Source organism: Bacterioplanoides pacificum (assembly GCF_042648445.1).
GTDB classification, from domain to species: domain Bacteria; phylum Pseudomonadota; class Gammaproteobacteria; order Pseudomonadales; family Oceanobacteraceae; genus Bacterioplanoides; species Bacterioplanoides pacificum.
In genome coordinates this window covers 372579-385575 of the sequence record NZ_JBHRYB010000001.1, presented here as the reverse complement: position 1 = coordinate 385575, position 12997 = coordinate 372579, and the positions used below count along the sequence as shown (strand labels likewise).

The following is a 12997-nucleotide window of genomic DNA, read 5'->3' as shown; positions in this document are numbered from 1 at the left end:
CTTGGAATCGTCGATAGAAAACAACCTGAGCGCAACCCACGGCCTCAGGCACAGTAAAGGGGTTACTGTGTTACCACCATCGACGGGTCAGATGCTGACCCTGCTGTAACGGGCGGTTATATTGGAAAAACACCGCAAACTCCGATAATCAGGGAAAAGGATTGGATGGCGAAACTATACCAGATAAGAAGAGATCAACAAGGGATGGAGCGGCGCTATTGTTCACGCCAGTCGAGACAGGGCCACTGACGCTGCAACGCCATCTGGCGTAAAGCACTATTCGGATTCAGTACCACTGGCTGGGCCACCTGTTCCAGTAACGGTGCATCCGAGTGGCTGTCGGTATAAAAAGCGGCATCGGCAAAAGTTAATCCACGCTGGCGCAAATACTCTCCGGCCAGTTGCACCTTGCCTTCACCGTAACACATCGGATGTTGCAGCCCGGTGATTTCCCCCTGCTCCACGTTCAGCCGGTTACTGATAACGTGACGGATACCCAGCGCTTTGCCATAGGCCTGAGCAATCACATCATCCGAGCCGGTAATCATGACAATATCACTGCCCTGGCGCTGATAGGCGAATAACAGCGAAGCTGCCTGTGGGTAAATATGAAAATTGCCCCGCTCAGCAAAAAAGTGCGCGACTTTACGCTGATATTGCTCCAGCGACATCCCGCGGGTACGGGTGCGGTAATAACCCGACAAACGACCGTGAGTGACCTTGCCTTTTTTATACGCCCGGTAAAGCGATGCCAGCGCCTGTAATGCCTCGACCAGCGCCCAGCGCTCATGCTTAAAGCGCCATTTAATCCACAGACTGTTGGCGTCTTTATTGATGAGGGAATCATCAAGATCAAAAAAAACCACAGGAAGGTCGTATACCTGCATCCGGGAGTTCCGTTAATTACCGAACAGCAAGATTATCACAGGCTGTCATCCAGCCCTAATGCTGCCAGCCGCCAATGCGTCAGGGTGGCGCCTGAGATACAGCCCGGGTGGCTCTGCGCCAGCCGCTGCAGGCCCTGCCATAAAGCCGCCACATGGGTTTCCAGGCCCAACAGCTTAAGCGACCCTAGCATACGACACAGGCGTTTATGATTGTGATTGTCGGGGGTCATCCAGTGAAAATCGCAAATATCCTGCGGCACCAACAGCTCAAACCCCTGAGGTGTTTCACGTAATACCACACCATAGAATTGCAGCATACGTAATACCACTCGATGTAATTCCTGCTGTAACCCGAAATCCTGACGAAAAACCTGTTCCACATCAGCATCGACGACCGGTGCTTCGGGATTGTAATGGCTGGCAGTGCGCAACGGAAACAACCACTGGATATAATCATGACAACTTTCCAGCTCACTATCCGAAAATGACAGAATACCGCTCAGCGTTCTGCCACGGTGATCCGTGCCAAGACCTCTGTAAAAAGCAAGCAATGGGTGCATAAGCGACTCTTCTCCGTGTGCCTGATCAAAGTATAGACAGAAAACGCCGCGGGTTTCTGCCTTAGAGTGTCAGCACTGGAACTTTAGTCTTGATATAAATTGTTGACCTGAGGCATGGCCAGAGTAAGCTGGATCAGCCATCCTGAATAGGCAGTCAACGTAAGGAGCGACTATGAAAGGTTTGGAAATCAGCTTCCGCGACATCGAACATTCCGATGCTATTGAACAAACAATCCGCGACAAAGCCGCCAAGTTAACCGGCACCTTTGAAGATATAACAGCCGTCAGGGCGGTTGTCGCTATGCCCCATAACCACAGTAACAAGGGCAAGCTGGCCCACGTTTCTCTGGAAATTGGCCTGCCGGGCGAAACCGTTGCCATCACCCACGATCATCATGACAACTCAGAACATGAAGATATGTACGTAGCGGTTCGTGATGCGTTTGATAAAGCACAACGCAAAGTACGTAAAATTCATAATAAACGGGTGGATAAAAGCCGCCGCGCGGCGACACTCTGAAGCCATTCAGACAATGAAACGGAGTCCACCTCTGGGTGGACTCTTTCCGGCCAATGTTCAACGCGCCGGATTAAACGCCCCCTTCAGCAAGACCTGTAATAACCCCGGGCGCACCAGATCCGCATACAGCGCCCCCATCTCTTTGGCTGAAATCGGGAAGTCTTCCTTAATCCAGCGTACAATCACCATAAACGACGCACCGGTAAGAAAGTCGATCACGTAATTGACCTGGCCATCATCCTTCATCAGGTTGGCGTGCGCGGCAATATACCCTTCCATGATCTTGCCAACATAACGTTTAAACTCAGATAACATCAGCGCCTCAACATCCGCTTCGACCAATAAACGGGCAAAGCGGGCGTTATCCGACCACTGACGAAACATAATTTCGGCAATCAGAGGATCAACATCCGGAGTTGCTGTCAGATACGGCTCCACTTCGGCATAGAACTGCAGAAACATGCGCTCAATATAACCGCGCAACAAATCGTCCTTGGAATGAAAGTGCAGATAAAACGTCGGCCGGGCCACGCCGGAGTGACTGCAGATATTGGCAACCGAAATTTTGCCATAAGGCTTTTCTGCCATCAGTTCCAGCAAGGAATCCATCAGCAGGCGCCGACTGCGCTCCACCCGCTTATCAGTGTCTTTAGGCATAGCTAACTGAGTAACCAATTATTAACTTAGACACCAGTCTATTACACTAAGGTAACATTTGTCTGCTATCGGGTATTAGCCATTTGGCCAATGGCCTGTTTTGAACAGCCGCCACCGGCAGACAGGCACAAAAAAGCCACCCGCAGGTGGCTTTTCAGGATGTGATCAACCGGAATTAAGCGGTTTCGAACATCTCTTCTTCCAGCTCAAACAGCGGCTCAGAACCACCTTTAACGGCAGCGCTCAGACCAATGTAACGTGGCAACAGACGTTTCATGTAGAAGCGTGCCGTTGACAGTTTGGCTTTGTAGAAGGCTTCTTCACCTTTGCTCAGAGCAACCGCAGACATTTTAGCCCACATGTACGCCAGCGCGGTGTAACCAAATACTGCCAGGTATTCAACCGATGCAGCGCCAATCTCGTTTGGATTGTTCTGCGCGCGGTCGATCACCCACTGGGTCAGATCGTTGAGGTTTTCCAGCGCCGCTTTTAAAGGCTCGATGAACTCAGCCATCGCTTCGTTACCAGCCTGAGTCGCGATGAAGTCGTTTACATCCTGTTCAAACAGTTTGTAGAACGCACCATTGTTACCCACAACCTTACGGCCCATCAGATCCAGTGCCTGGATACCGTTGGTACCTTCATAAATCTGGGTGATACGGATATCACGCACGTATTGTTCCTGACCCCACTCACGGATAAAGCCGTGGCCACCAAATACCTGCTGACCGGCAATCGCGGATTCCAGCGCATTATCGGTCAGGAAAGCTTTAGCAACCGGAGTCAGCAATGCCAGCATCGCATCAGCGTGCTTACGGTCGTCTTCGTTATCGGTGAACTTAGCGATGTCCAGCCATTTCGCCACGTACGTCGAGAATGCACGACCACCTTCAGTGAAGGCACGCGAGGTCAGCAGCATACGACGCACATCCGGATGTACGATAATCGGATCAGCCGCTTTGTCTTTCGCCTGAGCACCGGTAGGCGCGCGTGACTGAATACGGTCACGTGCGTATTCAACCGCATTCTGGTAGGACGCTTCAGCTGCACCAATGCCCTGAATGCCGACACCCAGACGCTCGTAGTTCATCATGGTGAACATAGCCGCCAGGCCTTTGTTTTCTTCACCGACTAACCAGCCTTTGGCGCCATCAAAGTTCATCACACAGGTAGCGGAACCTTTGATACCCATTTTGTGTTCAATAGAACCACAACCCATGGAGTTGCGCTCACCCAGAGAACCGTCTTCATTCACCATGAATTTAGGTACCAGGAACAGCGAAATGCCTTTTGGACCGGCCGGTGCGTCCGGCAGTTTTGCCAGCACCAGGTGGATGATGTTTTCGGCCATATCATGCTCACCCCAGGTGATGAAGATCTTGGTACCGGTTACATCGTAAGAACCATCAGCGTTGGGCGCTGCCTTAGTGCGGATAATGCCTAAGTCCGTACCCGCATGTGGTTCGGTCAGGTCCATTGCACCCGCCCATACACCGGAGTACATGTTTGGCAGGTATTTTTCTTTCAGTTCCTGAGAACCGTGAGCATTCAGGGATAAACAGGCACCCGCTGTCAGCATTGGCGCCAGACCAAACGACATATTGGCACCCTGTACCATTTCTTCAATCTGACCAACCAGAGTCTTAGGCATACCCATGCCACCGAAATCCGGGTTACCGCCCAGGCCATTCAGACCCGCTTCGACATACGTCTGATACGCATCTTTAAAGCCAGGTGCTGCGGTCACTTCACCGTCGTTCCAGGTGGAGCCCTGCTCATCCCCTTCACGGTTCAGTGGTGCCAGAACCTGACTGGCGATCTTGCCGCACTCTTCCAGGATCGCTTCTGCGGTTTCTACATCCACCGCACCTTGCAAACCAGCCAACGAACTCCACAGTTTGTCAGCTTCAAAAACTTCATTCAGGACAAAGCGCATATCGCGCAATGGTGCCTTGTATTCTGCCATGATTCACCTCGTGTTTTCAGATCGCTTTGTCATTGGCTCCAGCGACAGGCCTTCGGACAAAACGCCGCTATTGTACCGGCTCAAATGAAATTGCCTATACCAAAACGCAAAAAACCGCGTCAACACTGTCGTGAGACGCGGTTTTCAGCATCAGAACAACTTAGAAAGCAAAGTGTTCTGCATCCAGATCCATCAGCGTGTCAGCACCAGCAACCATGGTTGCCGCGTGACCAGCGGTACGAGGCAGGATACGAGTGAAGTAGAAACGCGCAGTGGTCAACTTGGCTTTGTAGAAGTCTTCTTCCGAGGTGCCAGCAGCCAGGGCTTCCTGAGCAGCCTTCGCCATACGTGCCCACAGGTAAGCCAGCGTTACGTAACCAGAGTACATCAGGTAATCAACCGATGCAGAACCGACTTCGTCACGGTTCTTCATGGCGTTCATACCGATCTTCATGGTCAGATCGCCCCACTCTTTGTTCAGCTTAGCCAACGGCTCCACGAACTGTGCCATGGCTTCGTTCTCTGCGTTTTCTTTGCAGAAAGTGTGAACCATTTTGGTGAAGTTCTTCAGGCTCTGGCCCTGAGTCATCAGTACTTTACGGCCTAACAGATCCAGTGCCTGAATACCGGTGGTACCTTCGTAGATGGTAGAGATCTTAGCGTCACGTACCAGCTGCTCCATACCCCACTCAGCAATAAAGCCGTGGCCACCGAATACCTGAACACCCAGGTTAGTCGACTCGTAACCCACTTCAGTCAGGAACGCTTTGGCGATTGGTGTCAGGAAGCCCAGCAGTTCGTCTGCTGCTTTACGCTCTTCTTCAGACTCGCCTTTGTGCACGATATCGTTCTGCAGCGCCGCCAGGTAAACCAGAGCACGGCCGCCTTCAGCAAATGCTTTCTGAGTCAGCAGCATTTTACGTACGTCCGGGTGAACGATGATTGGGTCAGCTGCTTTTTCCGGCGCTTTAGGGCCAGTCAGAGAGCGCATTGCCAGACGATCTTTGGCGTATGCCAGAGCGCCCTGGAAAGAACCTTCAGCCGCAGTAACGCCCTGCAGAGCAGTACCGATACGGGCAGTGTTCATAAAGGTGAACATACAGTTCAGACCTTTGTTTTCAGGACCGATCAGGAAACCTTTGGCACCGTCGAAGTTCATCACACAGGTAGAGTTACCGTGGATACCCATTTTGTGTTCGATAGAGCCACAAACAACCGCGTTGCGATCGCCGACAGAACCGTCTTCGTTAGCGTTGAACTTAGGCACGATGAACAGGGAAATACCTTTGGTACCTTCCGGTGCACCTGGCAGACGTGCCAGTACGATGTGCACAATGTTCTCAGCCATGTCGTGTTCACCGGCAGAGATAAAGATTTTGGTACCGGAAATCGAGTAAGAACCGTCAGCGTTTGGCTCAGCTTTGGTCTTCAGGATGCCCAGGTCAGAACCACAGTGTGGCTCGGTCAGACACATGGTACCGGTCCACTCACCGCTTACCAGCTTGGTCAGGTAGGTGTCTTTCTGTTCCTGAGTACCCCAGGTAGAAATGGTATTCATTGCACCGTGAGACAGACCCGGGTACATACCCCAGGACCAGTTAGAGGTACCTACCATCTCAGACATAACCGTGCTCAGCGACTCTGGCAGGCCCTGGCCGCCAACTTCAACGTCGTGAGCCAGTGTTGGCCAGCCGCCTTCAACGAACTGAGCGTACGCTTCTTTAAAGCCGGTTGGCGTAGTGACCGAACCGTCTTCATGGCGGGTACAGCCTTCTTCGTCACCCACGCGGTTCAGAGGAGCCAATACGTTCTCACAGAATTTTGCGCCTTCGTTCACGATAGCGTCGATCATTTCTGGAGTAGCAACTTCAGCGTAGGCTGGCAGGCTGGCGTAATGACCAGGCATGTCCAACACTTCGTCCATTACGAACTTAATTTCACGTAGGGGAGCTTTATACTCTGGCATAGCGACTGACCTCTTTGCCTATAGGTTCTGACGGCATTTTTCTGCCGTTTGGTTATTAATGAGATAGCTTCAAATCAGTTTGGAGAAACTATCTTTTCAAACAAGTGTTTGAAACATACGTTCGCCTACCGCTATTGTCAAGCCTGAGACGTATGACATTCTTTGCCTGAAGTGAAACAAACAGTCAGGATAGCCACGTGGCCGCTTCAACAGAGAATTGTAAAAGGAAGAACAGGAAGACCGCGGATCAGACCAGATCGTCGATCAGATCACCGGCACTGGCAGCCGGCGGAGCAGTGATTTGCAATAAAAATTCGTTAATGCGCCGCATGCGCTGATTTTGCTCAGCAAAAATTTCCGCTGAAGTAGCCGTTTCCTGGCGGGATTTTTCAGCCTTTTCTTCTTTCTGCTCAGCTGCCTGCTCCTTCCGCTGCTCAGCCAGGAAAGACAACGAAGAATCCGATGATTGTTCATCTTCGGCGGAGCCAGCCCCGACACGACGTTCGCTACTGAGTTCTGCCCGGGCTTCCGCAGCCTGCTGTGCAGCCAGCGCGGCAACCCGGCGGTCCTGACTGGAAGGTTCAGCCGGTGCCAGAGCGGCTCGTTGCACCAGTTGCATTTTTTCCAGTGTCGCTTGTGGGTCACCCGAAACTTTACTGACATCAATCGGTACTTCACCACCCACCGCATAACGCACACCGTCCGGGCCGCGCTGGAAGCTGTAGGACGGGCTGCCTGCCAGCTGTCCACCCACCGCTGCATGAGCCGCTTCGTGAGCTTTAACTTCAGCATCACGACTTTTCAGCTGCCGTATCTGAGCGAGATCCGCTTCCTGCTGGCGTTGTTCTGCTACATTCTGTACATCATCCTGTCTCCCTGCACGATCACCTTGCCGGGGGCGGACGGCTGTTTCCGGGGTGGGATTTTCGGCGGATTTATCCGCCTGAGAAGAATTATCTGCCGACGGCTGTTCACTGGCTTTACGTGCGGCATCGCTGATAGACACCGCATCAACCGGGGCAAACGATACAGAATCAATATTTTCTGTTCCATCAACCACCACCAACCCAGCTCCACCGCCCACATTGGCGGGTGCTGCCGGAGCGGTAATCTGGTTAGTACTGACAGAAATCTGCATGGCATTTACCCGTTAAGTGTCTCAGGCCTCGACATCAATAATTGAGCCCAGGGTCTGGTCCGCCGCTTTTAATACCTTGGCGTTCGCTTCAACCGAACGCTCTCCCTGCTTCAGATCAGTTGCTGCCTCTGCCAGTTTGTCGGGCCCTTCAACCGGCCGTTCGGTTGTTGCATCCACCACGTCCTGAGCGGCTCGTCTGACCTGCTCAGTTCCCTGACTGATACCCGCACTGGCAGTAGTAAATGCTGATCCTGTGGTTGAACCGATATTCATAAGTGCCTCCGCAAATAGCGCTGATAGACTTTTGGCATTGTTCATATTTTAAACAACAGCAAAAACAGAAGCCAGCTAAATGCTGGCTTCTGTTATATCTAATCTTCATAAAGCGAGTCGGGCAATAATGCTGGCTCAGCTAACGGCCGCGTCATAAAACAGCGCTTGAGGATCCTCTTGCGCCGCCGTTTTAAGCAACTCATCCAGCGCTTTTGGCTGCTGCGTCACCCGATGGTCGGAATTGATCCCAAGCTTTCGAAACAAAGCCTGATCTTTGTTGGCTGCCGGGTTAGGCGTAGTTAATAAGCACTCACCATAAAAGATCGAGTTAGCGCCGGCAAAGAAACACATCGCCTGCATTTCTTCGCTCATTTCTTCACGGCCGGCACTCAGGCGCACATGAGATTCAGGCATCATAATCCGAGCGGCTGCGATGGTGCGAACAAAATCGAGTGGATCCAGCTCACCCTGCTGCTCTAACGGCGTGCCAGCCACCTTTACCAGCTGATTGATAGGCACGGAGTCCGGATGCTGTGGCAGGTTCGCCAGCTGCACTAACAGACCCGCCCGGTCTTTTTGTTGTTCCCCCATCCCCAGAATACCGCCAGAACATACTTTCATGCCGGCTTTACGCACGTTGTCCAGGGTTTCCAGCCGATCGGAGTAACTGCGGGTCGTGATGATTTCACCATAATATTCCGGCGAGGTATCCAGATTGTGGTTGTAATAGTCCAGCCCGGCCTCTGCCAGTCGTGATGATTTATCTTCGTCCAGCATCCCCAGTGTCATGCAGGTTTCCATCCCCAGATCTTTAACCCCTTTCACCATGGCTAACACATAAGGCATGTCTTTTTCACGCGGAGAACGCCAGGCTGCGCCCATACAGAAGCGGTCAGAACCGGCCGCTTTGGCCGCTTTGGCTTTTTCAATCACCGCTTCCACTTCCATCAGCTTTTCTTTTTCCAGCTGAGTGTCGTAGCGCGCGCTTTGTGGACAATAAGCGCAGTCTTCCGGGCAAGCTCCGGTCTTAATCGATAATAAGGTGCTGACCTGAACCTGGTTGGCATCGAAGTGCTGACGATGCACCGAATGCGCCTGAAACAACAGATCATTCAACGGCTGCTGCAATAATGTTTCCACCTCAGAAACCGTCCAATCGTGTCGCGTTGTTGTCTGCATTTCAGCCACCTGCCCCATATTCAACCTCTGATCTGAATCGTTATGATCCGGCACTGATACTAAGCACTATGGGTAACTGGTCAACTTTGAAAGATCACAAAGCGAACAAGTGGTTAATTTTCAACCAGATGTTAAATCAGCACAATCTGTGTGAGCTGTGCCTGCAGCCAACTGGCCAGAATCTGTTCTTATGTCCGGCTTGTTATCAGGATCTGCCTTTTAATAACATCGCCTGCAGCCAGTGTGCTGAACCTCTGAATACCACGTCGGATACCCCGTTGCGCTGTGGCCGCTGTCAGGCCAGTCCGCCGGCTTATGATTACACCATCGGCCAGTTTCTGTATCGCCCGGCGATCAGCATCTGGATTCAGAAAATGAAAGATAAACGTCAGTTGCTCTGGGGCCACCAACTGGCCCGGCTGATGCTGCAATCGCCCCCTGCCGTTGTATCCCAAATTGACGCGTTAACTTACATCCCCAGCAGCGGCTGGCGTCTTTTCAGACGTGGCTTTAACCCGGCGGGGCTGCTGGCCGAACAACTTGCGCGCCAGCTGAACATTCCCTTACTGCATCACGCACTCCATAAATCCGGCCAGCACGATCAGCGCCGCCTTAACCGCTCACAACGGCAAAAGAACCTGCAACGAGGACTACGCCCTGGTAGTTTGCCGTTAACCGGTCAACACATCCTGATTATTGATGATGTAATGACCACAGGTGCCACGTTGAACGCTGCCGCTCAGGCACTGAAGCAACAAGGTGCTGCGATGGTGGGTGGCTGGATTCTGGCGCGTACTCCGGCTCCGGACTTTCGCTTTTAGCGAAAAATCCGGCTTTCAGGCATACTGGAAGCCATTTCCATCATCGGCAATCTGATTGTATGTCCAACCACCCATACAGCAACCTGACCCCGGAACGGGTAATGGATGCAGTAGAATCCCTTGGCTTTTTCTGTGACGCCAGGATCTTCGCACTGAACAGCTATGAAAACCGTGTTTATCAGGTCGGCATTGAAGATCAGCCGCCTGTCATTGTGAAGTTTTACCGCCCTGGCCGCTGGAGCCGGGCCTGCATACTGGAAGAACATGAATTCCTGCTGGAATTACAACAGCAGGAACTTCCGGTGGTCGCACCACTGGAATATCAGCAACAAACATTGTTTTCATACGATGAGTTTTTGTTCGCTGTATTTCCACGCAAAGGCGGCCAGGCACCGGAAATCAGCGACGAAGATGAACTCGAGTTACTCGGCCGCTGGCTGGGCAGATTACACACCATCGGAGAAAGCAAAACGTTTCAGGCCCGCCCCCGTATTCAGGGAGCCGCAGACTTAGAACAGGCTGCCGAACAGGTGTTACAAAGTGGCCTGATGCCACCCGATTACCAGGCCGTGTATCGCAGTCTGGTGCCTGATCTGGTGACGGAGCTGCAACAGCACTATCCGGCAACAACCAGGAACATCCGACTACACGGCGATCTGCATCCGGGTAACTTATTATTGCGTGATGAAACCCTGTTTCTGGTCGACTTCGACGACTGCCTGCTGGGTCCTGCCATGCAGGATATCTGGATGTTACTCAGCGGCGGACGTCAGGAACAACAGCAACAGTTAATGGCCATCGCTGAAGGTTATGAGATGTTCCGTCGCTTTCCGGCCGATGAACTGCCACTGGTCGAATCACTGCGTACGTTACGTATCGCCCGTTACGCCGCCTGGTTAAGCCAACGCTGGCAGGATCCGGCCTTTCCTGCCGCCTTTCCGTGGTTTACCGGCCATCAGTTCTGGTCACAACATATCTTATCTTTACGCGAGCAATTGGCCGCTCTGCGCGAGCCCGCTCTGGAATTACCCACCTTTAATTTCTGATAAGGAGTTTTGATGAAACATTTAATAACCACCAGCGTACTGTTTATGGCCTTGTCAGCCCAGGCTGAACAACCCCGCCAGCCCGCCCAAAATATATCGCTGGATAAAATACATATCGGCGCCGGTCTGACTCACAACAACCTGGATTCACCTTTTGGCGGAGACGTCGATGCCAATGGTTTTTCAGTGTTTGCCGGCTATGAACTGGAAAACGACCTGCCACAGTTTTCCACCTACGCAGAAGTCGGATACGCCCAGACTCAGGATTTCTTCGCCAATGAAGATATCCGTGGCTTGTGGTTATCCACCGTCGCCGTTAAACAATTACCGGAAATCAACCCACGTCTGTCTGCACTGGCGCGTTTTGGTATCGACCTGGGTGATGACGATGGCGTATTTATGGGATTAGGGGCACAACTGCAACTGGCCAAACCGGTTGCGTTACGGGCGGAATACATTAATAAAGATGCGACCACTGTCTATCAGCTCAGTGCTGTACTGAGTTTTTAACTGTCAGTCAGAACCAGCCATAAAAAAACGGATGCCAGGGCATCCGTTTTTTGTATCGTCTGATCAGTCTGTCGCTTAACGACGGCCTGAGCGACGCAGAGCAGCAGGTGTATAGTCTTTCTGAGAACGTTCGAAGCCGAACTCATAAGAACCATCTTCTTCGTTATCCAGACCCAGCACTAAGTAACGGCCAGAGTTCAGATCGTACAGGGTTTCAACCGCGTACCATGGCACCAGCGTATCGTAGAACATCATGTTGTGTGCTTCCGCAACACGCCACAGTTCACCGCGACCATCATAGTGATCGATCTCAGTTGCCTGCCAGGTATCTTCATCGATGTAGAAAGTACGCTTGCTGTAAATATGACGCATGCCATCTTTCAGCGTTGCTTCCACTTTCCACACGCGGTGCAGTTCATAGCGGGTCAGCTCCTGATTAATATGGCCGGCTTTTACAATGTCATCATATTTCAGATCACCACTGTTCAGCTCGTAAGAGTTGTACGGTACATACAGCTCCTGCTTGCCAACCAGTTTCCAGTTGTAACGATCCGGTGCGCCATTGTACATATCCAGGTTATCCGAGGTACGCAGACCATCTGACGCAGTACCCGGACCATCGTAGGAAACCTGCGGTGCCCGGCGTACACGACGCTGACCGGCATTATAAACCCAGGCTTTACGCGGCTCTTTCACCTGATCCAGTGTTTCGTGAACCAGCAATACGTTACCTGCCAGACGAGCCGGTGAAATAACGTCCTGTTTGAAGTAGAACAATACGTTTTTATCCGCTTCCGGATCGTAATCCGTCAGTTTATTACGGAAAGTAAACTCGTCTTTAAACCGCACCAGAGTGTAATCACCGTTCGCCTGCGGAGTTGCCTGACCAACAACGCGGGAAACTGAGCCGCCACGGTACCGTGAAATGTGGTTCCAGATCACTTCCAGGCCATCAGCCGGAATCGGGAAAGGAACACCTTCCTGATAGTTTTCCATACCGTTACCACCAGAGATCATTTTGGTAGCAGTGGCGTTTTTCTTGGTCGCGTCGTAAACAAATTGTGGGTAAGCCGCAGAGCGATGTGTTTTGTAAACCGGCATACGATAGGTTTCCGGATATTTTTCAAACATCGCTTTCTGACCATCGGTCAGTTTATCGGCATATTCTTTGTAGTTCGCTGCAGTAATCTCAAACTCAGGCTTTTCACCTTTGTAAGGATTCACGTGTTTTTTACCAACCGTGTAACCTGCTGGCGGTTCAGTAATGCCACCACTCCAGGCTGGAATGGCACCGCCATTTCCGGCCATTTCCGCACCAATAGGAGTCAGTGACTTACCCAGTTCGGCGGCTTTTTCAGGTGCCACAGCGGCGTTTGCTGCGGATACCATCAGGGACAGCGCGATAGCGCCGCCCCAGGTCTTATAGTGTTGTTTAAACATGGTTGTTAGACCTCAAAAATCCTGATCTTATTAT

At 51.8% G+C, this 12997-nt stretch carries 13 protein-coding genes; 4 read left to right on the top strand and 9 right to left on the bottom strand.

The window, feature by feature from the left end; genetic code table 11:
* Nucleotides 1-215: 215 nt before the first annotated feature.
* Nucleotides 216-887 (bottom strand): HAD family hydrolase, encoded by a 672-nt coding sequence (locus tag ACFOMG_RS01790; protein ID WP_376864390.1) that lies wholly within the window; start codon nucleotides 885-887, stop codon nucleotides 216-218.
* Between the two features lie 35 nt (nucleotides 888-922).
* Entirely contained in the window at nucleotides 923-1447 is a 525-nt protein-coding gene (locus ACFOMG_RS01785; protein WP_376864389.1) for an opioid growth factor receptor-related protein, read from the bottom strand.
* Nucleotides 1448-1619: 172 nt separating this feature from the next.
* Here ACFOMG_RS01785 and ACFOMG_RS01780 point away from each other — a divergent pair, with 172 nt between their 5' ends.
* Nucleotides 1620-1967 (top strand): HPF/RaiA family ribosome-associated protein, encoded by a 348-nt coding sequence (locus ACFOMG_RS01780; RefSeq protein ID WP_376864388.1) that lies wholly within the window; start codon nucleotides 1620-1622, stop codon nucleotides 1965-1967.
* Between the two features lie 57 nt (nucleotides 1968-2024).
* Here the strand turns inward: ACFOMG_RS01780 and ACFOMG_RS01775 are convergent, their stop codons facing one another.
* The 6 genes from ACFOMG_RS01775 to bioB form a co-directional block, all read right to left on the bottom strand.
* On the bottom strand, nucleotides 2025-2624 hold the full coding sequence (locus ACFOMG_RS01775) for a TetR/AcrR family transcriptional regulator (protein ID WP_376864387.1): 600 nt from the start codon (nucleotides 2622-2624) through the stop codon (nucleotides 2025-2027).
* A gap of 175 nt (nucleotides 2625-2799) precedes the next feature.
* On the bottom strand, nucleotides 2800-4590 hold the full coding sequence (locus ACFOMG_RS01770; protein ID WP_376864386.1) for an acyl-CoA dehydrogenase C-terminal domain-containing protein: 1791 nt from the start codon (nucleotides 4588-4590) through the stop codon (nucleotides 2800-2802).
* A gap of 160 nt (nucleotides 4591-4750) precedes the next feature.
* Nucleotides 4751-6556 (bottom strand): acyl-CoA dehydrogenase C-terminal domain-containing protein, encoded by a 1806-nt coding sequence (locus tag ACFOMG_RS01765; RefSeq protein ID WP_376864385.1) that lies wholly within the window; start codon nucleotides 6554-6556, stop codon nucleotides 4751-4753.
* Between the two features lie 247 nt (nucleotides 6557-6803).
* The gene (locus tag ACFOMG_RS01760) at nucleotides 6804-7694 is read right to left on the bottom strand and encodes a putative metalloprotease CJM1_0395 family protein (protein WP_376864384.1); all 891 of its coding nucleotides are present in this window, start codon (nucleotides 7692-7694) and stop codon (nucleotides 6804-6806) included.
* Nucleotides 7695-7715: 21 nt separating this feature from the next.
* Complete coding sequence (locus ACFOMG_RS01755) at nucleotides 7716-7967, bottom strand: hypothetical protein (protein WP_376864383.1); 252 nt, start codon at nucleotides 7965-7967, stop codon at nucleotides 7716-7718.
* A 135-nt stretch (nucleotides 7968-8102) separates the two neighbouring features.
* Nucleotides 8103-9146, bottom strand: coding sequence for a biotin synthase BioB (gene bioB / locus ACFOMG_RS01750; RefSeq protein ID WP_376864382.1), 1044 nt, complete (start codon nucleotides 9144-9146; stop codon nucleotides 8103-8105).
* 128 nt (nucleotides 9147-9274) lie between these two features.
* On the opposite strand from bioB, the gene ACFOMG_RS01745 reads away from it, so the two are divergent.
* Genes ACFOMG_RS01745 through ACFOMG_RS01735 form a run of 3 tightly spaced genes read left to right on the top strand, consistent with a single transcriptional unit; the run spans nucleotide 9275 to nucleotide 11523 of the window.
* Nucleotides 9275-9967 (top strand): ComF family protein, encoded by a 693-nt coding sequence (locus ACFOMG_RS01745; RefSeq protein ID WP_376864381.1) that lies wholly within the window; start codon nucleotides 9275-9277, stop codon nucleotides 9965-9967.
* A gap of 59 nt (nucleotides 9968-10026) precedes the next feature.
* On the top strand, nucleotides 10027-11013 hold the full coding sequence (locus ACFOMG_RS01740) for a serine/threonine protein kinase (RefSeq protein WP_376864380.1): 987 nt from the start codon (nucleotides 10027-10029) through the stop codon (nucleotides 11011-11013).
* A gap of 12 nt (nucleotides 11014-11025) precedes the next feature.
* On the top strand, nucleotides 11026-11523 hold the full coding sequence (locus ACFOMG_RS01735; RefSeq protein WP_376864379.1) for an outer membrane beta-barrel protein: 498 nt from the start codon (nucleotides 11026-11028) through the stop codon (nucleotides 11521-11523).
* Nucleotides 11524-11598: 75 nt separating this feature from the next.
* On the opposite strand, the gene ACFOMG_RS01730 is transcribed toward ACFOMG_RS01735, so the two are convergent.
* Nucleotides 11599-12963 (bottom strand): DUF1329 domain-containing protein, encoded by a 1365-nt coding sequence (locus tag ACFOMG_RS01730; protein WP_376864378.1) that lies wholly within the window; start codon nucleotides 12961-12963, stop codon nucleotides 11599-11601.
* Between the last annotated feature and the right edge of the window lie 34 nt (nucleotides 12964-12997).